At 68.6% G+C, this 24925-nt stretch carries 20 protein-coding genes; 9 read left to right on the top strand and 11 right to left on the bottom strand.

What is annotated here, in order from left to right; translation table 11 throughout:
• Window positions 1-70 precede the first annotated feature (70 nt).
• Window positions 71-2977, top strand: coding sequence for a M16 family metallopeptidase (locus AC1RUS_RS22520; protein ID WP_492918853.1), 2907 nt, complete (start codon window positions 71-73; stop codon window positions 2975-2977).
• 143 nt (window positions 2978-3120) lie between these two features.
• Here AC1RUS_RS22520 and AC1RUS_RS22515 read toward each other — a convergent pair whose 3' ends face one another.
• Window positions 3121-4050, bottom strand: coding sequence for a hypothetical protein (locus tag AC1RUS_RS22515; RefSeq protein ID WP_492918852.1), 930 nt, complete (start codon window positions 4048-4050; stop codon window positions 3121-3123).
• 175 nt (window positions 4051-4225) lie between these two features.
• On the opposite strand from AC1RUS_RS22515, the gene AC1RUS_RS22510 reads away from it, so the two are divergent.
• Window positions 4226-4774 (top strand): PAS domain-containing protein, encoded by a 549-nt coding sequence (locus AC1RUS_RS22510; protein WP_492918851.1) that lies wholly within the window; start codon window positions 4226-4228, stop codon window positions 4772-4774.
• 85 nt (window positions 4775-4859) lie between these two features.
• Here AC1RUS_RS22510 and AC1RUS_RS22505 read toward each other — a convergent pair whose 3' ends face one another.
• From AC1RUS_RS22505 to AC1RUS_RS22480, 6 genes are all read right to left on the bottom strand, one after another.
• Window positions 4860-5651 (bottom strand): sialate O-acetylesterase, encoded by a 792-nt coding sequence (locus AC1RUS_RS22505; RefSeq protein WP_492918850.1) that lies wholly within the window; start codon window positions 5649-5651, stop codon window positions 4860-4862.
• A gap of 5 nt (window positions 5652-5656) precedes the next feature.
• Window positions 5657-6601, bottom strand: a complete 945-nt coding sequence (locus AC1RUS_RS22500; RefSeq protein ID WP_492918849.1) for an aldo/keto reductase — start codon at window positions 6599-6601, stop codon at window positions 5657-5659.
• A 77-nt stretch (window positions 6602-6678) separates the two neighbouring features.
• The gene (locus tag AC1RUS_RS22495) at window positions 6679-8343 is read right to left on the bottom strand and encodes a choline dehydrogenase (RefSeq protein ID WP_492918848.1); all 1665 of its coding nucleotides are present in this window, start codon (window positions 8341-8343) and stop codon (window positions 6679-6681) included.
• Between the two features lie 212 nt (window positions 8344-8555).
• Window positions 8556-10790 carry a TonB-dependent receptor gene (locus AC1RUS_RS22490; protein WP_492918847.1) on the bottom strand — a complete coding sequence of 745 codons (2235 nt, stop codon included), beginning with the start codon at window positions 10788-10790 and terminating at the stop codon, window positions 8556-8558.
• Between the two features lie 182 nt (window positions 10791-10972).
• Window positions 10973-12226, bottom strand: a complete 1254-nt coding sequence (locus tag AC1RUS_RS22485; RefSeq protein ID WP_492918846.1) for a gallate dioxygenase — start codon at window positions 12224-12226, stop codon at window positions 10973-10975.
• Between the two features lie 9 nt (window positions 12227-12235).
• Complete coding sequence (locus tag AC1RUS_RS22480; RefSeq protein WP_492918845.1) at window positions 12236-13978, bottom strand: tannase/feruloyl esterase family alpha/beta hydrolase; 1743 nt, start codon at window positions 13976-13978, stop codon at window positions 12236-12238.
• Window positions 13979-14325: 347 nt separating this feature from the next.
• On the opposite strand from AC1RUS_RS22480, the gene AC1RUS_RS22475 reads away from it, so the two are divergent.
• Genes AC1RUS_RS22475 through AC1RUS_RS22460 form a run of 4 tightly spaced genes read left to right on the top strand, consistent with a single transcriptional unit; the run spans window position 14326 to window position 17941 of the window.
• Window positions 14326-15012: a 4-carboxy-4-hydroxy-2-oxoadipate aldolase/oxaloacetate decarboxylase gene (locus tag AC1RUS_RS22475; protein ID WP_492918844.1), complete on the top strand. Its 687-nt coding sequence runs from the start codon at window positions 14326-14328 to the stop codon at window positions 15010-15012.
• A gap of 3 nt (window positions 15013-15015) precedes the next feature.
• A complete protein-coding gene (locus tag AC1RUS_RS22470) occupies window positions 15016-16101 on the top strand; it encodes a 4-oxalomesaconate tautomerase (RefSeq protein ID WP_492918843.1) in 1086 nt (361 codons plus the stop codon).
• Window positions 16098-16991, top strand: a complete 894-nt coding sequence (locus tag AC1RUS_RS22465) for an NAD(P)-dependent oxidoreductase (protein WP_492918842.1) — start codon at window positions 16098-16100, stop codon at window positions 16989-16991. Before AC1RUS_RS22470 ends, AC1RUS_RS22465 begins: the two co-directional genes overlap by 4 nt.
• Complete coding sequence (locus tag AC1RUS_RS22460; RefSeq protein WP_492918841.1) at window positions 16991-17941, top strand: LysR substrate-binding domain-containing protein; 951 nt, start codon at window positions 16991-16993, stop codon at window positions 17939-17941. The genes AC1RUS_RS22465 and AC1RUS_RS22460 overlap by 1 nt, the downstream gene beginning before the upstream one ends.
• Here the strand turns inward: AC1RUS_RS22460 and AC1RUS_RS22455 are convergent.
• Complete coding sequence (locus AC1RUS_RS22455; RefSeq protein ID WP_492918840.1) at window positions 17938-18960, bottom strand: amidohydrolase family protein; 1023 nt, start codon at window positions 18958-18960, stop codon at window positions 17938-17940. The two genes, AC1RUS_RS22460 and AC1RUS_RS22455, sit on opposite strands and share 4 nt — an antisense overlap.
• A 368-nt stretch (window positions 18961-19328) precedes the next feature.
• Entirely contained in the window at window positions 19329-19865 is a 537-nt protein-coding gene (locus tag AC1RUS_RS22450) for a gamma carbonic anhydrase family protein (protein WP_492918839.1), read from the bottom strand.
• A 303-nt stretch (window positions 19866-20168) separates the two neighbouring features.
• Between AC1RUS_RS22450 and AC1RUS_RS22445 the strand changes: the two genes are divergently transcribed.
• From AC1RUS_RS22445 to AC1RUS_RS22435, 3 genes are all read left to right on the top strand, one after another.
• The gene (locus AC1RUS_RS22445) at window positions 20169-20972 is read left to right on the top strand and encodes a PhoH family protein (protein WP_492918838.1); all 804 of its coding nucleotides are present in this window, start codon (window positions 20169-20171) and stop codon (window positions 20970-20972) included.
• 120 nt (window positions 20973-21092) lie between these two features.
• The gene (locus AC1RUS_RS22440) at window positions 21093-21437 is read left to right on the top strand and encodes a hypothetical protein (protein WP_492918837.1); all 345 of its coding nucleotides are present in this window, start codon (window positions 21093-21095) and stop codon (window positions 21435-21437) included.
• A gap of 97 nt (window positions 21438-21534) precedes the next feature.
• Window positions 21535-23520 (top strand): OPT family oligopeptide transporter, encoded by a 1986-nt coding sequence (locus AC1RUS_RS22435; RefSeq protein WP_492918836.1) that lies wholly within the window; start codon window positions 21535-21537, stop codon window positions 23518-23520.
• Window positions 23521-23586: 66 nt separating this feature from the next.
• Here the strand turns inward: AC1RUS_RS22435 and AC1RUS_RS22430 are convergent, their stop codons facing one another.
• Together AC1RUS_RS22430 and AC1RUS_RS22425 are read right to left on the bottom strand one after the other, a co-directional pair.
• On the bottom strand, window positions 23587-24270 hold the full coding sequence (locus tag AC1RUS_RS22430; RefSeq protein WP_492918835.1) for a GNAT family N-acetyltransferase: 684 nt from the start codon (window positions 24268-24270) through the stop codon (window positions 23587-23589).
• Window positions 24271-24278: 8 nt separating this feature from the next.
• Window positions 24279-24893 (bottom strand): TetR/AcrR family transcriptional regulator, encoded by a 615-nt coding sequence (locus AC1RUS_RS22425; protein ID WP_492918834.1) that lies wholly within the window; start codon window positions 24891-24893, stop codon window positions 24279-24281.
• Between the last annotated feature and the right edge of the window lie 32 nt (window positions 24894-24925).

Below are 24925 nucleotides of genomic sequence, written 5' to 3'. Positions count from 1 at the left end.
ACGCCTTGCTTGCGCCTTCACGGACGCCCAAGGTGCAGCCTCTAAAAGCTCACCTAACCCTAGGCTGTCTATGATCCGCGCTTCGCGCCTGACGCTCCTCGCCGCCGCCGGCCTGTCCCTCGCCGCCTGCTCTTCCCTGCCGAACCTGCCCTCGATGCCGTCGATGGGCGGCAAGGACGTCGCGCCCGTCGCGCCGGTCCAGCCGACCGGTCCACTGGTCTCGTCGCTGAAGCCGGGCCAGTGGGCCCATGAGCTTTCCGACATCAAGCCGGATCCCCGCGTCCGCTTCGGCGTGCTGCCCAACGGCATGCGCTACGCCCTGGAGAAGAACGCCACCCCGCCCGGCCAGGCCGCCGTGCGCCTGTGGTTCGACACCGGCTCGATGATGGAGACCGACGACCAGCAGGGCCTGGCCCACTTCCTCGAGCACATGGCCTTCAACGGCTCCAAGAACGTGCCTGAAGGCGAGATGATCAAGATCCTGGAGCGCCACGGCCTGGCCTTCGGCGCCGACACCAACGCCTCCACCGGCCTGGACGAAACCGTCTACCAGCTGGACCTGCCCAAGACCGACGACGCCACCGTCGACAGCTCGCTGATGCTGCTGCGCGAGGTGGCGGGCGAGCTGACCATCGACCCCGAGGCCGTCGACCGCGAGCGCGGCGTGGTGCTGTCGGAGGAGCGCACCCGCGACAGCCCGGGCTATCGCGTGGCCATCAAGACCATGGACTTCCAGATGGACGGCCAGCTGCCGCCCAAGCGGATCCCCATCGGCAAGACCGAGATCCTCAAATCCGCCCCGGCCCAGAAGATCCGCGACTATTACGAGGCCTATTATCGTCCCGAGCGGGCGGTCGTGGTCGCCGTCGGCGACTTCGACCTCGACGCCATGGAAGCCAAGATCAAGGCGCGCTTCGGCGACTGGAAGGGCAAGGGCGCGGCCGGGAAGGATCCCGACATCGGCAAGGTCGCCAAGCGCGGCGAGACCGCCCGCATCCTGGTCGAGCCGGGTGCGCCGCTGGCGGTGCAGCTGTCCTGGGCCGGCGCGCCGGACCTGGCCATCGAAACCAAGGCCAGCGACGAGCGCGACACGCTCAAGAACCTGGGCTTCGCGGTGATCAATCGCCGCCTGCAGGCGCTGGGCCGCTCGGCCGAGCCGCCCTTCATCGCCGCCGGCGCCTTCTCGGGCGACCAGTATGACGCCGTGCGCCTGACCACCCTGGGCGCCACGGCCCAGCCGGGCCGCTGGAAGGAGGCCCTGACGGCTCTGGACCAGGAGCAGCGCCGCGCCGTGCAGTACGGCGTGCGCCAGGACGAGCTGGACCGCGAGATCGCCAGCATGCGCGCGGCCCTGGTCGCCGCCGTGTCGGGCGAGGCCACCCAGCGCACCACCGCCCTGGCCGCCGGTCTCGTGGGCACGCTGGGCGATGGCGAAACCGTCACTAGCCCGAGCCAGAACCTGGCGGCCTTCGACGAGACCGTGAAGGGCCTCACGGCCGAACGCGTGTCGGCGGTGATCCGGTCGGCCTTTGCCGGCTCGGGTCCGCTGATCCTGATCCCGACTCCGGTCAATATCGAGGGCGGCGAGCAGACCGTGCTGACGGCCTATGGGGATTCCAAGAAGGTGGCGGTGGCCGCCCCCGCCGGGCCCAGCGTGACCGCCTGGCCGTATTCGAACTTCGGCCCGATCGGCAAGGTGGCCGAGCAGAAGGACGTCGCCGACCTCGACACCGTCTTCGTGCGCTTCGAGAACGGCGTGCGGCTGACCGTCAAGCCGACAAAGTTCCGCGACGATCAGGTGCTGATCAAGGCCCGCATCGGCCATGGCCTGCTGGACCTGTCGTCGACCGTGCAGACCCCGCTGTGGTCGGCATCAGCCCTGGTCGAGGGCGGCCTCAAGCAGATCAGCGCCCAGGACATGGAGCGGGTGCTGAACGGCAAGATCTGGAACGCCAGCCTCGGCGTCGAGGACGACGCCTTCACCCTGAACGGCCGCACCCGACCCGAGGACGTCGACACCGAGCTGCAGGTCCTGGCCGGCTACGCCCAGGAGCCCGGCTGGCGGCCCGAGGCCTTCTCGCGGATCAAGACCTATTACGGCACGATCCACGACCAGCTGGAAACGACGCCCGGCGGCGTGATGGGTCGCGACCTCAGCGGCCTGCTGCACGGCGGCGACCTGCGCTGGACCTTCCCGACCCGCGCCGACGTCGCCGCGGCCTCGATCGACAACATGAAGACCATCATCAATCCGCCGCTGACCCAGGGCGACATCGAGGTGGTCGTGGTCGGCGACATCACGGTCGACAAGGCGATCGCCGCGGTGGCCGCCACCTTCGGGGCGCTGCCGGCCCGTCCGGGCCTGCCCGATCCGACCGCCCAGCGCCAGTCGCCCTTCCCGGCTCCGTCCAAGTCGCCGGTGGTGCTGACCCACAAGGGCCGCGCCGACCAGGCCCAGCTGTTCATGGCCTGGCGCACCGACGACCTGTTCTCGGACCTGCAGCGGGCCCGCAACGTCTCGATCCTGGCCCAGGTGATGCAGCTGCGCCTGACGGACGAGCTGCGCGAAAAGCAGGGCGCGACCTATTCGCCCTCGGCCTCGGCGACGCACAGCGTGGTCTTTAACGACTGGGGCTATCTGGCCGTCAGCGTCGAAGTACCGCCCGAAAAGCTGGACACGGTGATCGCCTCGATCCGCAAGATCGCCGCCGACCTGCGCGACAAGCCCGTCACCGATGACGAGCTGGACCGAGCCAAGAAGCCGCGCATCGACCAGATCGAGAAGGCGCGGGTCACCAACGAGTACTGGCTCAGCTCGCTGTCGGGCGCGCAGGGCGATCCGCGGATCCTCGACTCCACCCGCTCGGTCATTGCCGGGCTGGAGCGGGTGAAGGCCGCCGACGTCCAGAAGGCCGCCAAGACCTTCCTGGGCGACGACAAGTCCTGGACCCTGCTGGTGAAGCCGGAAGGCAAGTAGCAAAAAAGCCCCTCGGTGCGAACCGAGGGGCTTTTCATTTGATTCTGTCATCCCGGGCGAAGACCCGGGACCACCGGAAGCTCAGCGCCTGTCGTGGTCCCGGTTCTCCGCTTCGCTGCGGCCGGGACGACAAGCTGAATGGCCTAGTAGACCACGCCGCCGACGCCGCCATCGAGGCTGAAGCTCATCGAGACGCTGTTGCTCTCCTTCACCGTCTCCTCGCGATAGGCGGTGTAGGTCTCGGTGGTCAGGATGGTCAGCACCTTCACGCCGGCCCCGAAGCGACGCAGCAGCGAGCGTTCGTTGCAGTCGCGGGCCGGACGTTGCGGACGGCAGACCAGCGTACCCGCCTGGCCGCCTTGGCCGCCGGCGCCGGGGGTGTGATAGAGGGCTTCGTTCTTGGCGCAGATATAGGTCTGGCCGCCCTTGCCGCCGGTGCTGATGTCGATCGCGCCGTCATAGTCGCCGATCACGTACTGCATGCGGGCGCCGGCGATGCAGCGATAGAGCTCGCCGTCATAGCTGTCGTCGATGTCACGGTCGGGGGTGACCTGCGAGGCCGGGTGCGGCACGTCGCGGTCGTCCAGGCAGAAGGCGCGGATGACGACGCGGCGCATCTTGGTGCGGGTGGCCTCGTACGACGCGCGGCGACGGGCTTCGCCGCCCTCGACGTTGAGCCCCTGAATGTAGCCGGTCGACATCGGGCCGGAATAGTAGCCGCCGTGACCGCCGCCGCCGTAATAGACGTTGGTGCTGGCGCCCGCGCTGGCGCCGGCTCCCGCCGCCGCGCCTGAGGCGGCGCCCGCGGAGGCGCTGGCGTTGGCGTTGACGATCACCGTCGCGCCGACGTTCACATTGACGCCCGGAATATTGACATTGTGCCCCGGCGTGCAGCACGGGGTGACCGGCGGCTTCGGCGGACGCGGAGGCGGCGTCGGCGTGGTGCAGCAGGTCGGCGTGGTCGGGCAGCCCGAGGTGCAGCCGGCATAGGCCGCGCCCCCTAGCAGCAGGCTTCCCAGCAGAGCTGCAAAGCCCCACATCAGCCCGCGCATCGATTGTCTCGGCGCCTTCATGGCGATCCCTTTCCACACGACGTCGTCCAGCCGATGGCCAGCAAGAATCGCGCCGTCGGCCGCCGTCTCGCCTGGGCTTGCGCCAAAACGGGACGGTTCAGCCTCTGGCACGGTCCTCTCAGCAAGCCTCGTGCGGCCGAAAACAGCCGTGGAAGGACCCGCCGAGGGGACGACGATGTTCCATCCAAGCACACAACGGTTGATAGACTATTGGCGCGACCGCAAAGGCGACGCCCCGGCGCCGGCGCGCGCCGACATCAATCCGGGCGATTTCACCGATCTTCTGCCGCAGGTTTTCATCGCCGGACGCGAGGCCCTGGGCCGCGTGCCCTTCCGCCTGGCCGGCGGCTTCGTCGCCGACCTGCACGCCCGCGACCTGCGCGGCGAGGACCTGCTGAGCCTTTGGGCCTTGTCGCATCGCCTGGAGCTGAAGTCGTCGCTGGAGATCGCCCGTCGCCGTCGCCAGCCCGTAGTGGTCACCGCCGACATTCGCGCTCACGGCGTGCCCTCGGTCGGCATGGAGGTGATGTTCGCCCCCCTGCGCGGCGCGAGCGGCGAAACCGACCGGTTCCTGGGCCTCTATCAACCGATCGCCATGATGGCTCGGCTGGAAGGCCGTCCGGCCTATGAGCTGGGCGTGCGCCAGATCCAGCCGCTGGGCGTCGACAACCAGGAAGGCGCGCAGCTGCGCCTGGCCACCCTGGACGGACGCCGGATCGCTTAGGCGCGAGAGCGCCCCGCGAGCTATTTTAAGCTCCGTCATTCCCGCCCTTGTGCGGGAATGACGGCAGCTTGGGGATTATCCGCCCCTAGGGCATCGCCTCGGCCAGCATCCGGCCCAGCCGGATCTGGCTATTGGTGTTCAGGTGCAGCTCATCGGGATTTTTCGGCAAGCCCGCCGCCGAGACATAGACCTGATGGCCCAGCTTCAGGCGCTTTTGGCCGTCCTGCACCGTGCTCCACGCCGGAAACTGCCCGGCATATTTTCCCGCTTGGGGCGGATCGCCCAGCCCCACCACCGCCAGCGGCAGGTCGGGCAAGCCGAGGTCGGCGCGAAGCTGGCCGATCATCGCGCTGAACCGGTCCGCCCAGGCCTGGGCCAGGGCGTCGGTGCGGGCGTCGGTCTCGCCCTGATACCAGAGGACGCCGGCGATCTGGCCGAACGGCGCAGCCTCGCGGGCCCGCGCCAGACAGGAGCCGTAAAGGGTCGAGCGCTCGGTCGACGGCTTCCACTCGCCGATCGCCGAACCGCCCTTGGCGCAGGTGACCAGGCCGATGGGCCGACCCGGATGGCGCTTCAGCATCGCCTTGGCGAAGGCCAGGCCGGGTCCCACGCCGTCGGGATCGCTTGAGACCTTGTCGATCTGGCCCTTGGCCGTATCGAGCGGCTCGGCCGCGCGCCGCCACAGGCCGTCATTGCCGTAGAGCTGGATGCGGTCGTCTGGATCCAGCTCGCCGGCCGCCACCTCGGCCAACACACCGCGACCCGACATGTTGGACTGGCCCATCAGCAGATAGATGGCCCGGGGCGGCGGCTGCGCCGCTGACGGCGTCGCCAGGCCCGCCGCGACCAGGGCCGCGACGCCCAGCCAGGCCTTCATCCGCATCACGTTCCGGCCGCGTCCAGCTTGGCCTTCACGTCCGCCGGGAGAGTCAGCCGCGCCGCGCCCATCAGCTCGTCCAGCTGGGCCACCGAGGTGGCGCTGGCGATCGGGGCGGTGATGGCCGGATGGGCCATGATCCAGGCCAGGGCGACCTGAGCCTGGGTGGCCGACACCGCCTTGGCGGCCTCGTCCAGCGCCGCCAGCACTCGCAGTCCCTTGTCGTTGAGGTAGTCGCGCTTGATCGTGGCGGCGCGCGCCCGGCCCTCGAGATCGGCCTCGGCGCGGTACTTGCCCGTCAGGAAGCCGGCGGCCAGGCCATAGAAGGGGATGACGCCCAGCCGCTCGTCGCCGGTCAGCTTGGCCAGCGCGCCTTCGACCTGATCGCGGTCATAGAGGTTGAACTTCGGCTGGATGGTCTCGTAGCGCGGCAGGCCCTTGTCGGCCGAAGCTTTCAGGCTGTCGGCCAGGCGGTCGGGACTGAAGTTCGAGGCGCCGATCGCCCGCACCTTGCCGGCCTTCACCAGACGGCCATAAGCCTCCAGCGTCTCGTCGATCGGCGTGGCGGCGTCGTCCTGGTGCGACTGGTAGAGGTCGATGTAGTCGGTCTGCAGGCGCTTGAGCGACCCCTCGACCGCCGCCTCGATATTGGCCGCCGACAGGCCCGGCTGCTTGGGCCACATGGCCACCTTGGTCAGGATTAGCACGTCGTCGCGCTTGCCCCGCGCCTTCAGCCAGCGGCCGATGACGCTCTCGGATTCGCCGCCCGTGTGGCCCGGGACCCAGGCTGAATAGACGTCGGCGGTGTCGATGGCGTTGAAGCCGCCGCCTACGAAGGCGTCCAGCAGAGCGTGCGAGGTCGTCTCGTCGGCGGTCCAGCCAAAGACGTTTCCGCCGAACACCAGCGGAGCGGTCGACAGGCCGGATCGGCCGAGGGGGCGGCGTTGCATGCGGTAAGCTCCACGAGGATCACGTCACCCCGGCCGCCAAGCCGGGATGACGAACTGAGAGGTCCAGACGAGGAAAATCAAGCCGCCACGGCGCGACCGTCCTCGAACACCGGAGCATCCACCGGCTGGAGCGCGGCCTTGCCAAGGATGAGGTCCGATGCCCGCTCAGCGATCATGATCGTCGGGGCGTTGGTGTTGCCGCCAACGAGGGTGGGCATGACCGAAGCGTCGATGACCCGCAGGCCGGCCACGCCCTGAACGCGCAGCTGCTCGTCGACCACGGCCAGCGGATCGCCCGCCGCGCCCATCCGGCAGGTGCCCACCGGGTGGTAGATCGTCTCCGACTTGGCGCGGATCCAGGCGTCGAGGTCGGCGTCGGCGCGGATCTCCGAGCCCGGCGCGTATTCGGCGTCGCGATAGGGATCCAGGGCCGCCTGGGCGACCACTTCGCGCGCGATCCGCACGCCCTGACGCAGGGCCCGGCGGTCCTCGTCGGTGGCCAGATAGTTGGCCAGGATGGTCGGATCATCGAACGGATCGGCCGAGCGCAAGCCAACCTTGCCCCGGCTCTCGGGGCGCAACTGGCAGACGTGCAGGGTAAAGCCGTCCTTCTCGACCTGGACCTTGCCGTGGTCCTGCATGATGGCCAGCACGCCGTGGATCTGCAGGTCGGGGCGATCCAGATCGGGCCGCGATTTCAGGAACGCGCCGCTCTCCAGGAACTGCTGCCGGCCCAACCCTTTGCCCATCAGCATGTAGGACAGGCCTGTGCTCAGCTTCTTCAAGCCCTTGTTGGCCGAGTAGGCGGTTGTCAGGTTCTTGGTCGTCCACGACAGGCAGACGTCGAGGTGGTCCTGAAGGTTGGCGCCGACGCCCCTGGACTCCTGGACCACCGCGATGCCGTGCTTCTTGAGAAGCTCCGGATCGCCGATCCCCGACAGCTGCAAGATCTGCGGAGACTGAACCGCGCCGGCGCTCAGCAGCACCTCGGCGTCGGCATGGGCGGTGCGCTTCTCGGCGGTCTTGCCGACCACATAGTCGACGCCGATGGCGCGGCCCTTCTCGATCAGGATCTTCGTCGTGCGGGCCTCGGTCACGATGGTCAGATTCGGACGGCCCGTGGCCTGGGCCAGATAACCGGCCGCCGCGCTCCAGCGCTTGCCGTCGCGGATGGTCAGGTCATAGGGCCCGAAGCCCTCCTGCTGGTAGCCGTTGAAGTCGCGGGTGGTCTTGTGCCCCGCCTGCCGGCCGGCCTCGATCAGGGCCGGATAGAAGGGGCTGACGGACTCACCCTTCGACACGTGCAGCGGCCCCTGGCCGCCATGATAGGCGTCGCCGCCGCCGTGGTGGGTCTCCGAGCGCTTGAAGTACGGCAGGACCTCGGAATAGGACCAGCCCGACAGACCCATCTGCCGCCACTGATCGTAGTCGCGCGCATGGCCGCGGATATAGATCATGCCGTTGATCGCCGAGCTGCCGCCCAGGCCCCGACCGCGCGGCCACCACAGGCGGCGATTGTTCAGATGGGGCTCTTCCTCGGTCCAGAAGCCCCAGTTCTGCTCGCCCTTGGCCTTGATCAGCTCGCCGACCCCGGCGGGCATCTTGACTAGGAGCGAGGTGTTCTTGCCACCGGCTTCCAGCAGCAGGACCTTGATGTTGGGATCTTCCGTCAGACGCGCGGCCAGCACGCAGCCCGCGGAGCCGGCTCCGATGACGATATAGTCGTAGCGTTCGCTGGCCATGGCCCTGACGCCCTCCCTGAATGTTATCGTTGTTAAGACAGAGAGTGCAGCGGCTTTTCGCCGGGCGCAAGACGAGACGCGAACGTCGTTCTGGGAGCGCTCCTGTCCAGCAGAACAACACGCCAAAAAGAAGCCCGACGCGAGAGGCGCGCCGGGCCAGGCTGGAGCGCCGATGAGGCGACGCTCCGGTTCCGTGGAGGGTCAGTCGGAGATCAGTAACGGACGCCGATCCGCACGCCGTACATGCGCGGCTCGCTGATGGCGACCGAGGCCGAGTTGATGACCGTCGCCGAATAGCTGCCCGGCGAGTTGATCATCTGCAGGTCGTTCTCGATGTTCTTGACGAAGCCGCTCAGGGTGAAGCGGCTATCCCCGTCGGCATAGGTCACCGAGGCGTCCGTGCGGGTGAAGGCGTCCTGCTGGAACTGCTTGGCGTTGACGAAGTCGCTGGTGAGATAGCCGCTCGAATATTTCGTCGCCACCCGGCCGGTGATCGAACCGCCGCTGGTCAGTTCCCAGACGTGGGAGTAGGCGCCGGTCAAGGCCGCCTTCGGCGTCTTGTCCAGGCGATAGCCCGACCAGTCGACGTTCTGCAGGATGCCCGCCAGGAAGTGCTTGTATTCCGAGTGCATGAAGGTCGCCGCCAGATCGATCGAGTCGTTCGGCGTCGGCTTGAACTTGGCCTCGCTTTCCACCCCGTAGATCGAGACGGGCACGGCGCGGGTGTAGATCACGGTGGTGCCCGAGAAGTTGATCCGGCTGGAGACCTGCGCCTTCGTGTAGTCGTAGTAGAAGGCCGTGGTGTTGATCTGCAGGTTCGACATCGGCCGGCCCTTGTAGCCGACCTCGTAGGCGGTCAGGCTTTCGGGATTGTAGGTGCCGACCTTACCGGTCGACGGCTCGAAGTCGTTGAAACCGCCCGCCTTGTAGCCCGACGCCACCGACGCGAAGATCATCTGGCCTTCGGCGATCTGGTAGTCGGCCGCCAGGCGGTAGGTGGTCTTCTTGGCGTTCTGATAGCCGTTGTTGACCGTGCCGACGCAGTCGTCGGGCGCGACGCAGACCCCGCCTTGCGGGTTCTTCCAGGGCCCGGGGCCGGCGGCGAAGGTGCCCTGGCGATTCACCTCGTCGGACGAGCGGCGGACGCCGGCCGTCACGTTGAAGCGGTCATTGACGTGGAACGTGCCCTGGGCGAACGCGCCCTTGGACGTGTGGACGGTGTTGTTCAGCGGATCGATGCCGTTGCTGCTGCCGGCCAGGGTGGGATTGGTCACGCGGGCTGACCAGTTGTGGTCGCTCTCGTGAATGTCTTCCTTGGTGTAATTGGCGCCGGCGACCCAATCCAGTCGGCCCGGCTCGGCGTTGGACAGCCGGAGCTCGTGCGAGTCCGTCTTCACGTGGCCGCGATACTGACGCCAGGCATAGGTGCCGATGGCCGGCGGAGGGCCCGTGTAGTTGCCTAGCGGATCGTTGGTCGAGGACGTGCGGTCGTTGGCCGAGAACAGGTGCTGCGCGCCGATATAGTCCAGGCCCACGCCGCCAAAGGCCGTCTTGAACTCGAGGTTGTAGTTGTGGAAGTCCTCGTTGGTCTTGCTGCCGAACGGGTTTCCGAAGACGTGCCGGGCGTCCTGGCTCGATTTGGTGACGAGGTAGTTGTACGGGATCCCGGCCGGGCCGACGCTGGCGACATGGCCGAACGTCGTGGAGACCAGCAGGCTGGTGTCCTCGTTGAAATTGACCAGGCCCGACAGGCGCGCGGAGACGTCGTCCTGGTCGTTGCGGGCCGGCGAACCGTCGGCCGGATAGACGTAGCCGTCGCGCTTGTTGCTGTTGACCGCCGCGCGGAAGGCCACCTTCTCGCCCACCGGCAGATTCACGAATGCGTCGGCGCGCCGGGTGTTGTAGTTGCCGTATTCCAGATTGGCCCCGGCCTCGAAATTGCTCTTGGGCTTGTTGGTGATGATGTTGATCGCGCCGCCGGTGCTGCTCTTGCCGTAGAGCGTGCCTTGCGGACCGCGCAGCACCTCGACGCGCTCGACGTCGAAGAAGGACAGGCCCTGGATCGCCGGACGGCCGATGGCGACGCCGTCGACGTTGAACGAGATGCCCTGCTCGCCCTTGCTGGTGGTGTCGGTGGTGGTGACGCCGCGGATGTTGGTGTTCACCCCGAAGCCGTCACGACCGATGTTCACGGACGGCGCGAGGTTCTGCAGGTCCGAGACGCTGACCACGCCCTGCGCCTTGAGGTTCTCGCCGTTATAGGCGGTCAGCGCGATCGGCGTCTTGGACGCCAGCTCGGTCTTCTTCTGGGCCGTGACCACGACCTCCTCGATGGTGGTGGTCGGCGCGCTGTCGGGCTTGGTCTGGGCGAAGGCCGCCGGGGCGATCGCGACGGGCGCGAGGGCCGTGGTCAGAAGCGCCAGCTTCAGGGCCAGGTGTCGGTTCAATGTTCCCTCCTTTTGTCTCGTGAGACATCGCGGTCGTCTCTTGCAGCACCGCCGGAGTGGCGCTGTTGGACCGCTTTCAAAGCTCTTGTTGAGCTATTGTCTCAGCTAGCAGGGCGGAGGATCAGGGCCGGTATAGATAAAACCCAGGACCTATAACTGGAATTGATCACCGTTCTTTCGCGTTACTTGCGCGCGACCGAATAGGTGATCTGGGCGTTGCGCGTGGCCAGGAAGTCCTGCAGCGACATGCCCTTCATGGCCGCATAGATCTGCGGATTGGGCACGCCCAACACGGCCCCCAGCTTCTCCAGCACGAAGAAGATCGCGCCGTAGCGGATCAGGCCCGGCCAATCGCGCGCCTCGATCAGCTGGCGCTCCTCGGCGGTCAGCCCGGCGTCTTCGAACGCCCCTTGCGGGTCGGCCAGGAACCGCTCGCGGGCAGCGGGCGCGATCAGGCCCTGCAGGAAACGGTTGATGCGATAGGCCCTGGCGCTGGTCTCCAGGGTGAAGGGATAGGTGCCCTCCAGAGCCTCGACGCCGTCCAGCTGCCGGCCGGCCTCCTTGCGCAGCTGCGCGACCTCGCGCTCGGGCGTGTCCTCGCCCAGGTCTTCGTAGAGCACCGTGGCGATCGCGGTCATCGAGGGCAGGTAGTAGGCGCTGTGCAGGCAGACGATGTCCTTGGACATCGCGCCGCGCATGATCAGCCACATGATCACCTCGGCGCTCTCGAAGCCGCCCAGCCGCGCATAGTCGGCGTGGGTCATGTCGGCCAGGCGCTCGGGCTCGCGGACCAGGAGGTCGAGGAATTCCTCGTCCCAGGCGGTGTTGTTGAAGCCGGCGCGCTCGCCATGCACCTGGTGCGACAGGCCGCCGGTGGCCACCACCACGACGCGGGCGTCCTCCGGCCAGGCGTCGATGGCCCGGCGCAGGGCCTGGCCCAGGCGCAGGCAGCGCCAGGCCGAGGGGGCCGGGAACTGCAGCACTCCGACCTGCAACGGCACGATCGGGATCGGCCAGGTCTCGCCCGGCGGGGTCAGCAGCGACAGCGGCGACAGGCAGCCATGGTCCAGCGCCTTGTGCTGGAACACCGACAGGTCGAAGTCCTGGGCCATGATCGCCCGGGTCAGCCAGCGGGCCAGCGGCGCGTGGCCGGGCGCCGGCGGCAGGTCGCGCGGACCGCCCCCCTCGTCGGCCACCTCGTAGACCTCTCCGACCCCCAGCGCGAAGGCCGAATAGTGGTCGAACGAGAACGAGGTGACGTGGTCGTTGTAGATCATCACCAGCGCGTCGGGCTTCTTCTCCTCCAGCCAGGCCTTAAGAGGCTCGAAGGCTTCGAAGATCGGGGCCCAGACCGGGTCCTTGGACAGGTCGCGGTCGCGGGCGTAGCCGATGGTCGGGGTGTGGGAGACGCCGATCGCGCCGATGAGCTTGGCCATGGGTCGCCCTTACGGCTTGGGGGTGGGCTTGCAGGAAAGGCCCGCGCCGTCGACGACGCAATCCTGGTGGAAGCGCGGGGCGACGAAGGCCGACGCATAGGCGTCGCGCGAGGACGGCTGGGTCGCCGGGGTCTTCGCCGCGAAGCTGTCAGGCGCGTCGATCGAGCCCGTCCGCTTGTAGGCCGCGACCTGCGGATAGGCGAAGACCGGACGCAGGCGCGTGGGGCTCAGGGGCGGCGGCCCGTCGCGGCCGGCTCCGGCCGGTGGCGGACCCATGCCGGGCGGCGGGCCGAAGGCGGGCGCGTCGATCTTGCCGGCCAGGATCTTGTCGGGCGCCTGGCCCGCTTCCACCCAGGCCATCAGCGGCGTGACGACGTCGAACTGGCTGAGGCCGTCGCCGCCGAAGCAGTGATAGAGACCGGGGAACAGGAACAGCCGCATCGTCTTGTCGGCAGCGCCCTGCCCCATGGTCTTCACCACGCCGTCGCGCCAGGCGATCGTGCCCAGCGGCGAGATGTGCGGGTCCGACCAACCGTGCCAGACGATCAGCTTGCCGCCCTTGGCCGCGAACGCGCCCAGGTCGGTCTCCGTGGCGTCGTAGAGGCCGTGCGCCCAACTCAGCGCCTGGAACTGCTCGGCGGTGAAGGCGAAGTCCTTCAGCGTATAGCTCTCAGGCGGATTGGTCGCCGACATCAGATACTTCACCGGCTGCTCGGCCATGCCGTAGCTGGGCGGGGTCTGGTCGACCGAGCGCGGCACGAAGACGCCGGCCCACGACAGCTCCGACCCGACCTGGGGCTGGCCGAAGGTGAAGTAGCGGCCCTTGGCGTCGGCCGGGCCGGCATAGAGCTTGCGGGCGGTCTCGACCTCGGCCGCCGTCAGGCAGGCGTCGGTCGCCTGGCCGTCCTTGCACTGGGCGACGGCGGGATCGAAGCGGCAGGCGCGCGGATCGTCGATCTGGCCGTCCTTCAGCCCGTCGACCGCGTCGCACGAGGCCAGGGCGGCGGCGTGCAGGATCGGCAGCCGGCTGGCCACCAGGATCGACTTGCCGTCCGCGCCGGTGTTCGAGCGCGCCTGCCACGCATGGTAGAAGCTGTTCTGGACGGTGAAGTACATGGCTGGCGCGCCGGCGGCGACGCCGTCGAAGTCGCCGGGGAAGCGCTGGACCTCCATCAGCGCCTCGCGACCGCCGTCCGAACAGCCCGAGAAGTACGAGAACTTCGGCCCCTTGCCGTAGAACCTGGCGATCAGCGCCTTGGACGCGACCGACGTCAGGTGGACGCCGCGATAGGCGAAGTCGACGCGGGCCTGGGGATCGGCGCCGAACGTCCCGTCGCCCATCGCCGCCATGCCGCCCTTGCCTTCGTGGCCCATGTCGGTCGAGGCCAGGGCGATGGCGCCGTCCTTGACCGGCGTGCAGCCGTCGGCGTGCTCGGTGCGGACATTGAGGACGCCGCACAGGCCGCCGCAGCCGACCTGCAGGTAGCGCTGGGTCCAGCCGTTGACGGGCAGTCGCAGCTCGAAGCGGATCTTCGGCGCGATCACGCCGCGCACGGCGCAGAACGCCTTGTCGCCGCCGCCCGAGAGCGTGGCCGAGGTGATGGTGGTCTTGGCGCCCACCTCACGGCTGACATCGACATTGGCGAGCGCTTCGCAAGGCGTCACGGGCTTGAGCGCCTCCAGCGCGGCCAAGCCCGAAGCGGGTTGGGCGTGGGCGCAGCCGGCGAAGGCCAGGGCGGCGATCGCGAGCATGGCGCGCGTCATCCCTCGAAGGTTCGCGATCCGAGACACTGCTGACGCCACGTGGTTCTCCCGCCCTGTTTTCGGCTTTGAGCCCCTGCCGTTATCAAGGCCGCCCGGGCCGACCGGTATAACAAAACGGCGGGGGCTATAACGGTTATGGCGGCCGCCCGAGGCGACAGCCGCGCGAGCGTCAAAATGGTTATACCTCGCACCCAAAAAGCATACGCGGGCTGGCGCCGCCGATGTTAGCCAATCGCCGTCCGCCTCTATGAAATCCGGGAGGGCGCGCGAGGACGATCGTGGCCCTTGGCCCTTCCCGCCGCGACGAAGCTCCCGCCCCCGAAGGAGAGTTCGTGTTGAACCAGGTCGTCCAGAACCCGCCCCGCGCCGCCAGGACCGCCGTCGATGGCCTCCAGGCGTTCGGCGTGGCGACGGTTCACGAGGCTCAAGGACGGACCGGCCTGCTGTCGCCCAAGCTGCGCCCCATCTGGCCCGGAGCTCACGTCGCCGGGACCGCCGTCACTGCCTCGGTCCCGCCCGCCGACAACTGGATGCTGCATGTGGCGGTCGAGCAGTGCCAGCCTGGCGACATTCTGGTGGTCGCCCCGACCTCGGCCTGCGACGCGGGCTATTTCGGCGACCTGTTGGCCACTTCGTTGATGTCGCGCGGCGTGCGCGGCCTTGTGATCGACGCCGGCGTGCGCGACGTCGCCACGCTGAAGGCGATGGGCTTTCCGGTCTGGTCCAGCGCGATCTCGGCCCAGGGCACGGTCAAGGCCACCTTGGGCAGCGTCAACGTGCCGATCGTCTGCGGCGGCGCCCTGGTTCATCCCGGCGACGTGATCGTGGCCGACGACGACGGCGTGGTGGTGGTCCCGCGCAAGGCCGCCGAGACCGTGCTGGCCGCGTCGGCCAAGCGGGAGGCCAACGAGACCGACAAGCGCGCCCAGCTGGCCGCCGGCGTATTGGGCCTGGACCTCTACAAGATGCGCGAAACGCTGAAGGCGGCCGGTCTGGTCTATGTCGAAAGCCAGGACGTCTGAGCCATGCAGACCGCGATACCCTGCCTGATCCTGCGCGGCGGCACGTCCAAGGGCCTCTATTTTCGCGCCGAGGACCTGCCGGCCGACACCGCCCTGCGCGACCGCGTACTGCTGGCGGCCATGGGCTCGCCCGACCGGCGTCAGATCGACGGCCTGGGCGGGGCCGACTCCCTGACCAGCAAGGTGGCGGTGATCTCGCCGCCGTCGCGGCCGGACGCCGACGTCGACTATCTCTTCCTGCAGGTCTCGGTCGCCGAGGCCCTGGTCAGCGACCGCCAGAACTGCGGCAACATCCTCGCGGGCGTGGGGCCCTATGCCCTCGAGCGCGGGCTGATCGCGGCCGGCCAGGGCCACACCGACGTCCGCATCTTCATGCGCAACACCGACGGCCTGGCCACGGCGCGGATCCAGACCCCCGGCGGCCGCGTGAACTATGAGGGCGACTGCCGCATCGACGGCGCGCCGGGCTCGGCCGCCCCGATCCCGATCACCTTCGCCGACGTGGCCGGATCGTCCTGCGGCGCGCTGCTGCCGACCGGCAACGTCGTCGACGTCATCGAGGGCGTCGAGGTCACCTGCATCGACAACGGCATGCCCGTCGTCCTGGTCCGCGCCGCCGACCTGGGCGTGCGCGGCGACGAGGCCCCGGCCGAGCTCGAGGCCAACGCCGCGCTGCGGGCCAGGGTCGAGGCCATTCGGCTGGAGGCCGGCCGACGCATGAACCTGGGCGACGTCGCAACCGCCACCGTGCCGAAGGTGACGCTGGTCTCGCCGCCCGTCGCGGGCGGGGCGCTGTCGACCCGCAGCTTCATTCCCCACACCGTGCACAAGGCGATCGGCGTGTTCGGCGCGGTCAGCGTCGCCACCGCCGCCTGCCTGCCCGGCTCAGTCGCGGCCTCCGCCGCGACCTTGGTCTCGACCACGGGGCAGGTCCCCGTCAGCGTCGAGCATCCGACCGGCGAGTTCACCGCCCTGCTGACCCTGTCGGCCGAGGGCGAGGTGGTGTCCGCCGCCCTGCTGCGCACGGCCCGCCTGCTGATGGCCGGCCAGATCTTCGTGCCCGCCTCGGTCTGGGGCGGCGTCCGATGAGCCCGCGCCTGGCCCTGATCGGCTATGGCGAGGTCGGCCAGACCCTGCGGGCCGATCTGGCCGGCGCGGGGTTTGACGACGTGGTCGTCCACGATCGCCTGTTCGCCGACCCCGCCTCTACGCCGTCCAAGGCCGCCGCCGCAGACAAGGTGAAGGTGGCCAGCCTGGCCGAGGCCTGCGCCGGTCGGGACCTGGTGATCAGCGCCGTCACCGCCGCCGAGGCCCTCCATGTCGCGACGGCCGCCGCGCCGCATCTGGGACAGGCTTTCTTCCTCGACCTGAACTCGGTCTCGCCCCAGACCCGCCAGGCCCAGGCTCAGGCGATGGCCGACGGCGCGGCGCGCTATGTCGAGGGCGCCGTCATGGCCCCGATCGCACCCAAGCGCCTGAAGACCCCGATTCTGCTGGGCGGGCCGGCGGCGGCGCAGATCGCCCCGCTGTTGTCCCAGCTCGGCTTCGTCGCCCAGCCGGCCAGCGACCAGATCGGCCGGGCCTCGGCGGTGAAGCTGTCGCGCAGCATCTTCGTCAAGGGCCTGGAGGCGATCATCACCGAGAGCCTAGCCAGCGCCCGTCACTATGGGGTCGAGGCCGAGGTCCTGGCCTCGCTGGGCAACACCATTCCCCATCCCGACTGGCCGGGCCTGGCGCGCTATCTGCTGTCGCGGCCGCTGGTGCACGGCCGCCGCCGCAGCGAGGAAATGGTCGAGGCGGCGAAGATGCTGGCGGCCGCCGGGCTTGACGCCCCGATGACCTGCGCCATGGTCGAGGTGCATGCGCGTCAGGGCGGGCTGGGACTGGGCGAGACCGCCGAGACCGCCGAGGACCTGATCGACCTGCTCGACGCGGTCGCCGACCGGGTCAAGTCGCTCTCGAACGGACGGACGGACTAGTGCGACGCTATCTGCAACAGCGCCTGAAGTTCCGGCACCTGCGGGTGATCGACGCGATCGTCACCCACGAGAGCATCCTGCAGGCCGCCAAGGCCCTGGGCCTGAGCCAGCCGGCCCTGACCAAGAGCCTGCAGGAGGTGGAGGAAATCGTCGGGGCGCGCCTGTTCGACCGTCACGCGCGCGGGGCCGACCCCACCGCCTTTGGCCTGACGGTCGCCGCCTCGGCCCGTCGCCTGCTGTCGGAGATCGGCCGGCTGGAAGACGAGCTGGACGCCCTGGAAGGCGGCGACGGCGGCCCGGTGGTGGTCGGCGCCCTGCCGGTGGCGGCGGCCGGCGTGCTGCCCGGCGCGCTGGCGCGGCTGCAGATCGCCCGGCCCGACATCGAGGTCCGGGTCATCCAGGGCCGGACCGAGGAGCTGATCTCGCTGCTGACCCTGCGCGAGATCGACCTGATCATCGGCCAGCTCTACGCCATGCCCGAGGACGATGGCCTGGTGCGCGCGCCCTTCTATTCCGAGCCGATCTCGGTGCTGGCCCGCAGCAGCCATCCGATCTTCGCCGGGGGCGGCGACACCGCCCAGGCGCTGGCCAGCTATTCGCTGGTGCTGCCGACCGTGTCCCAGCGGGTGGGGCGCGAGATCGACGTGCTGCTGGCGGAGATGGGCGTCACGCCGCGCCAGCCGCTGCGGTCCAGTTCGGCGGCGATGATCCGCGAGATCCTCTACGCCACCGACAGCGTCGCGGTGATGCCGCACATGCTGCTGGCCGGCGACCTGTTGCGGGGCGAGATGCGGCTGCTGCCGCTGGAGACCGGGGCTCGCCCCCGGCCCGCGGGCCTGATCCGTCGCGGCGACACCGCGCTGCTGCGCAACGCCCAGGCCTTCGTCGACGCCGCGCGCGGCTATGTCGGCGAGATCGAGGATCGCCTGTCGCAGGGCCGTCGCGTCTAGCGTCCCTGCGCCGCCAGGATCGCGTCCAGCCGCGGATAGACGCGGCGGGCGTTGCCCTCGAACACCTTGCGCTTGTCGGCCTCCGGGATCGGCAGGGCGTCGACATAGCGCTTGGTGTCGTCGAAGTGATGCCCGGTCTCCGGGTCGATGCCCCGCACCGCGCCGACCATCTCCGAGCCGAACAGGATGTTGTCGACGTCGATGACCTTGAACAGCAGGTCGATGCCCGGCTGGTGGTAGACGCAGGTGTCGAAGAAGACGTTCTTCATCACGTGCTCGCGCAGCGGCGGCTGCTTGAGCATGTCGGCCAGGCCGCGATAGCGCCCCCAGTGATAGGGCACGGCCCCGCCGCCGTGCGGGATGATGAAACGCAGGTCGGGAAAATCGCCGAACAGGTCGCCTTCGATGAACTGCATGAAGGCCGTGGTGTCGGCGTTGATGTAATGCGCGCCCGTGGCGTGGAAGTTGTGGTTGCAGGACCCCGAGACGTGGATCATCGCCGGCACGTCCAGCTCGACCATCTTCTCGAAGAAGGGATACCAGGCGCGGTCGGTCAGCGGCGGGCCGCTCCAGTGGCCGCCCGAGGGGTCGGGGTTGAGGTTGCAGCCGATGAAGCCCAGCTCGTTGACGCACCGCTCCAGCTCGCCGATCGACTGCGCGATCGACACGCCCGGCGACTGCGGCAGCTGGCACACGCCGACGAAGGACTCGGGGAAGAGATCGACCACCCGCTTGATCAGGTCGTTGCAGCGGCGCGTCCAGGCCTGGCTGACGGCCTCGTCGCCGACATGGTGGGCCATGGTCGAAGCGCGCGGCGAAAAGATCGTCATGTCGGCGCCGCGCTCGCGCACCAGGCGCAACTGGTTCTTCTCGATGGTCTCGCGGATTTCGTCGTCGGAGATGTCGGGATAGGCCGGATCGATGTCGCCGCCGGTCTTGAAGGCTGCGGTCTGGGTCTCGCGCCAGACGTCGTGGGCCGTGGGAGCGGTCGTGTAGTGGCCGTGGCAGTCGATGATCACGGGAGCGGCGCCTTTCGACGGGTTGGTCCTGGCCTGCGGTTGGGCCCGGCCCTGCGCATCGCCTCTTTATTGGGATGGCTTACCAACACCGCCCGGCGGGCCGGTATAACAAAACCCGGCGCCCTATAACCGCCCGACGCCGCAGGGGCGGTCTCACGGCCGCGGCGCCCCACTCGCCTTCCATGACACGAATGTCACTCGCCAATGCAACCAAAGCGCGTTCTACTGGCTTGGTCTTCGATGGATCGGTTTCCGGTCGTCGGGCGATCGCCGCCCAAACCGGAATCAATCTCGCGCGAGCCGCGAGACAGGAGCGCCGCCTTCGCTTGCCCCCCGATAGGAGGCGGCGCTCCCCCCTTTCTTCCCGCTCAGCCGGCCTCGACCGGCGTCAGGTCGCGGGCGTAGCGCTTCCAGTTCTCGACGTAGTGCAGGGCCGAGGCCTGCAGGATCGCCGCGTGCCCCTCGCCGATCTCCCGCACCACCTTGCCCGGCGCGCCCATCACCATCGAGTTGTCGGGGATCTCCTTGCCCTCGGTGATGAGGGCCCCAGCGCCGATCAGGCAGTTCTTCCCGATCCGGGCGCCGTTGAGCACGATCGACCCGATCCCGATCAGCGACCCGTCGCCGATGGTGCAGCCATGCAACATAACCATGTGACCGATGGTCACATTGGCCCCGATGGTCAGCGGCGCGCCGGCGTCGGTATGAAGTACAGAACCGTCCTGGACATTGCTGTTCTCGCCGATCTCGATCGGATCGTTGTCTCCGCGAACAACGCTGCCCCACCAAATACTGGCGTTTTTCTTCAGGATGACATTGCCCATGACCGACGCCGTCGGCGCGATCCAGTATTCGCCTGACGCGGGAAGCGTCGGACGGACGGCGCCCAAAGAATAAACAGTCATCCGTACACCCCGTGTTCTGAAAATCGCCGCTTGATTAACATCTGAGAAACCACGTTAGCATCATCCTAATCGGGCGATTCGAGCGGAGAAATCCTCTCGCGTCCCGCTGAAGCCGGCTTTCGGTTTCAGCCTCCCGACGACGGAGATCAGGGTGTCGCTCTTGGGGTGCAGGCGTTCTTCTGAACCACCGCCTACTCGGTCCAGCGCCGAGCCGCCGCGATGCGCACGCGTCTTCGTCTATCTCCTCCCCATGACCACCACCAAGGACGACGCCACATGGCCTCGTCCTTTTTTCATGCCTGAATGGAGGCTTTCATGACCAAGCGAGCCCTGAAGCGTATGGCGCGCGAAGGCGCGATGGATACCGGCCACTTCTCGGACGACGCCAAGGTGCGTCGCCTGCCGGTCGATCATCGCGAACGCGGGAATGCGTGGTCGCCGCTGGGACATGACGGAGCTCCACGAAATCCGGAGCGGGACCAGAGTTACCTCAAAACCATAAAACCAAAATCGCCCGGCCAGGACGAGCTGATGAAGGCGATCGACGCCAAGAACCTGGTCATGGCCCTGGGTCCGGCCGGCACCGGCAAGACCTACATCGCCATCGCCAAGGCCGTCGAAGCCCTCGAGGCCGGAACCGTAGCCCGCATTGTCCTGTCGCGCCCGGCGGTCGAGGCCGGCGAGTCGATCGGCTATCTGCCCGGCGACATGGAAGACAAGCTGGCCCCCTATCTGCGTCCGCTCTACGACGCGCTGACCGACCGTCTCTCGACCCGGCGCATGCGCGCGCTGATGGCCGAGGGCGCCATCGAGATCGCCCCGGTCGGCTTCATGCGCGGCCGCACGCTGAACAACGCCTTCGTCGTGATCGATGAAGCCCAGAACTGCACCTACATGCAGCTGAAGATGCTGCTGACGCGCCTGGGCTGGCACTCGACCATGGTCGTGACCGGCGACCCCAACCAGTCGGACCTTCTGCCGGGCATTTCGGGCCTGGCCGACGTCGCCGCGCGGTTCGAGGCGGTCGAGAATATCGGCGTGGTCCGCCTGGCCGACCGCGACATCGTCCGTCACCCGCTGGTCGCGGAGATGCTGGGCGTCCTCTAAACATCCGATCAGGGCCGCTTCGTCCGGTGACGGAGCGGCCTTTCGGAAGCAACGACGCTTTACAGCAGTCTAAGGTTGAGCGACCGTACCCTTTCTTCTTAGGCTCAGGAAGGAACGGTCATGTTGAAACGCCTGGCTTTCGCGGCGCTCGTCGCCGCCGGTTTCGCGAGCGGCGCCGCCGCGCAAACCGCGCCCTCACCGCAACCGCCGCCCCAGCTCCCCTCGATGTCCCCGGGGGCCGCCCGGTATGACGCCATGAACTACCAGACCAAGCTCTACCGTCAGAGCATGACCGAAAACCCGCAGTCGGAGGTCACGCCGGAGCAACGGCGGCGCGCGCGGAAGGCCGTCGCCCTGATCAAATCCAACCATTGCGAGGACGCCTACAACCTCGCCCTGGCGGAGCACGACGACCGGCTGGCCCTCAACATCGCCGTGGCCTGCAAGGCGCGCCTGCCCGAGTAGACGCTCGAGGCCGACCGAGGTTCTCAAATCGAGACTTGAGCTCAGGGCGGTCGGACGTGCAAGGTCCGGCCGCCTTAACGATTTTCAGGACCGCTTCATGGCCGATTCCGCCGCCGCTCCACGTTCGGAGTTCACCTTCAGGGGTGTTCTGCTCGGGATCGCGATCACCCTCGTCTTCACCGCCGCCCAGGTCTATCTGGGCCTGAAGGTGGGCCTGACCTTCGCCACCTCGATCCCGGCGGCCGTCATCTCGATGGCGCTGCTGCGGGCCTTCAAGACGGCGACCATCCAGGAAAACAACATCGTCCAGACCATCGCCTCGGCGGCGGGGACGCTGTCGTCGGTGATCTTCGTGCTGCCGGGCCTGCTGATGATCGGCTGGTGGGCGCACATTCCGTTCCTGCCCACCTTCGGCGCCTGCGCGGTCGGCGGCATCCTGGGCGTGATGTACACCATCCCCCTGCGCCGGGCCCTGGTGACCAACTCCGACCTGCCCTACCCCGAAGGCGTCGCCGCCGCCGAGGTGCTGAAGGTCGGCACCGGTTCGCGTGAAGGCCAGGCCGAGGGCAAGGCGGGCCTGGTGGCCGTGACCCTGGGCACCATCGCCTCGGCCGCCTTCGGCGCTCTCGCGGCGGCAAAGATCTTCGCCGCCGAGGTTGCGGGCTACTTCAAGGCCGGGGCCGGCGCGACCGGCCTGGGCGCCTCCAGCTCGCTGGCCCTGATGGGCGCGGGCCACCTGATGGGCATCACCGTCGGCGTCGCCATGTTCGCCGGCCTGGCCATCGCCTGGGGCGTGCTGGTGCCGATCATGACCAGCATCCACCAGATCCCCGGCGCGGACGCCGCCACCCACGCCCTCACCGTCTGGAAGACCGAAGTCCGCTTCATGGGGGCCGGCGTCATCGGCGCCGCCGCCATCTGGACGCTGGGCAAGCTGGCCGGTCCGATCTGGAGCGGCCTGATCTCGTCCCTGGACGCCGGCAAGGCCCGCAAGGTCGACGGCGCGATTATTCCCCGTTCGGAGCAGGACATCCCGATCGGCCTGGTCGGCCTGATCTCCCTGCTACTGCTGGCCCCGGCCGGCTGGTTCCTGGCCGAGTTCCTGGTGGGCGGGCCGATCGCCGGCCTGACCGCCCCGCTGGTCGCCATCGGCGTCGGCTATGTGCTGGTGGCCGGCCTGCTGGCCGCCGCGGTCTGCGGCTACATGGCCGGCCTGATCGGCTCGTCCAACAGCCCCGTCTCGGGCATCGCCATCCTGACCGTGCTGGGCGCCTCGCTGATGGTCGGCGCGGCCGCGCGCGGCGTGATCGGCCCGGACGTCACCAAGGCCCTGGTCGCCTTCGCCCTCTATGTCACCACCGTCGTCCTGGCCGTGGCCGTGGTCGCCAACGACAACCTGCAGGACCTGAAGACCGGCCAGCTGGTCGACGCCACGCCGTGGAAGCAGCAGGTGGCCCTGGTGATCGGCGTCATCGCCGGCGCCATCGTCATCCCGTTCGTGCTGGAGTTGCTGAACCGCTCCAATGGCTTCGCCGGCGCGCCGAACCTGGACGCCATCTCCAACGACCCGCTGGCCGCGCCCCAGGCGACCCTGATCTCGACCCTGGCCAAGGGCGTGCTGGGCGGTGACCTGAACTGGAGCCTGCTGGGCGTGGGCGCCCTGATCGGCATCGCCTTGGTGATCGTCGACGCCGTCCTGCGCAAGTCCAGCGCCGGTCGCCTGAGCCTGCCGCCCCTGGGCGTGGGCCTTGCCATCTACTTGCCCAGCGCCGTCACCGCCCCCGTGGTGGTCGGCGCCCTGGCCGGCTGGATCTACGACAAGCTCGTGGCCAAGGACAAAACCGCCGAGGCGGCAAAGCGCCTGGGCGTGCTGGTGGCCTCGGGCTTCATCGTCGGCGAGAGCCTGTTCAACGTCGCCCTGGCCGGTCTGATCGTCGCCACCAACAAGGGCGAGCCCCTGGCCGTGCCCTTCGCGCCTTCGGAGCACGTCGGCATGATCCTGGCCCTGATCGCCGCGGCGATCGTGGTGTTCGGCCTCTATAACTGGGCGCGCGGCGCGGCGAAGAAGACCGCCGAGGCCTAACGGTTCAGCGGCTTCGACAGGAACAGCCCCGGAGGACAGCCCGTCCTCCGGGGTTTTTCTTGGCCGTCAGGCGAGCTTAAGGATCGTGAAGATCACTTTGCTGCGGCCGCGATAGCCCAGCGACTCGTAGAGGCCGATGGCCGTGGCGTTGTCGGCGTAGCTGTGCAGGAACACCTTCTCGCCGCGCGCCAGGATCTTGGCCGTCACCTCGCGCAGCAGCCGCGCGGCGTAGCCCTTGCCGCGGTGGTCGGGATGCACGCAGACGCCGCTGGCCTCGGTGAAGCCGTCGGGCCGCATCCGCTCGCCGGCCATGGCCACCAGCTGGCCATCGACCCGCACGCCGATGAAGCTGCCCAGCTGATGGGTTCGGGTGAAGAACGGCCCCGGCTTGGTCAGGGTGGCCAGGGCCAGCATCTCGGCCGCGTCGGCGTCGGTCAGCGACAGCATCTCAAACGCCACGTCCCAGGCCGGGGCGACCGTCTCCGCCACCATCTGCAGGCAGAGCGCGCTGGACGCCACCTCGGTCCCCGGGACCGGCGGCGGTTCGGTCAGCTCCACGAGGCCGACCGTTCCCATCTCGCGCACCAGTTCACCGAGATCGGCCAGCGCTTGGGCGGAATGATCCACGGCGCCGGCGAACAGGCCGTAGTCCGGATGCATCCGCACCGCCCCGCCCCTGCGGACGGCCAGATGACCCTGACGGCCGTTCAGCGTGGCCCAAACGGCCCGGTCGAGGATGTGAGCGCTCATGCCGCCATTCAAGCGGGACAATAGGCGGCGATCAACGCCTTAACCGCCCCCACCGCCGCCCGCGCCGGCTTGTCGTCGCCGTCGAACATCTGGCTGGAGGTGAACACGCCCTCGATCAGCAGCATCATGGCGTCGCCCAGGCTGTCGGGATCGGACGCGCCCATCTCCACGGCCTTGGCGCGCAGGCGGTCCCTCAGCAACTGCTTATGGGCCTGCGCCACCTGGCGGCCGGCGTGCTGGCGGTCGGGATATTCGACGACGGCGTTGCTGAGATTGCAGCCGCGATAGTCGCCGCCGCCAGACCGGGCGGCGAGGCCTTCGAAATAGGCCACCATCTGCGCCTTCGGATCGTTCGGATGCAGGGTTTCGGCGGCTTCGAACCGGTCCCAGAACCCGATCTCGACCTCGCGCAGCACGGCCGCCACCAGCTCGTCCTTGGACTTGTAGGTGCGATAGAGGCTGGGCTTGGTGACGCCGGCCTTGGTGACGATCTCGTCCACGCCCACGGCGCGGATGCCCTCGCGATAGAACAGCTCGCGCGCGGTCTCGAAGATCCGCTCGGCGGCGCGGGGGCCGGGACCATAGGGCCCCGTCAGGAGGTTTTTAGCGTCGGCTTCGGTCATGGCTCTTGACGATGTTACTTACCGGTACGTAT

The organism is Caulobacter sp. GW821-FHT10F06, from assembly GCF_058809215.1.
The sequence above is the reverse complement of the archived record's forward strand: the minus strand, read 5'-3'. Positions and strand labels throughout refer to the sequence as shown.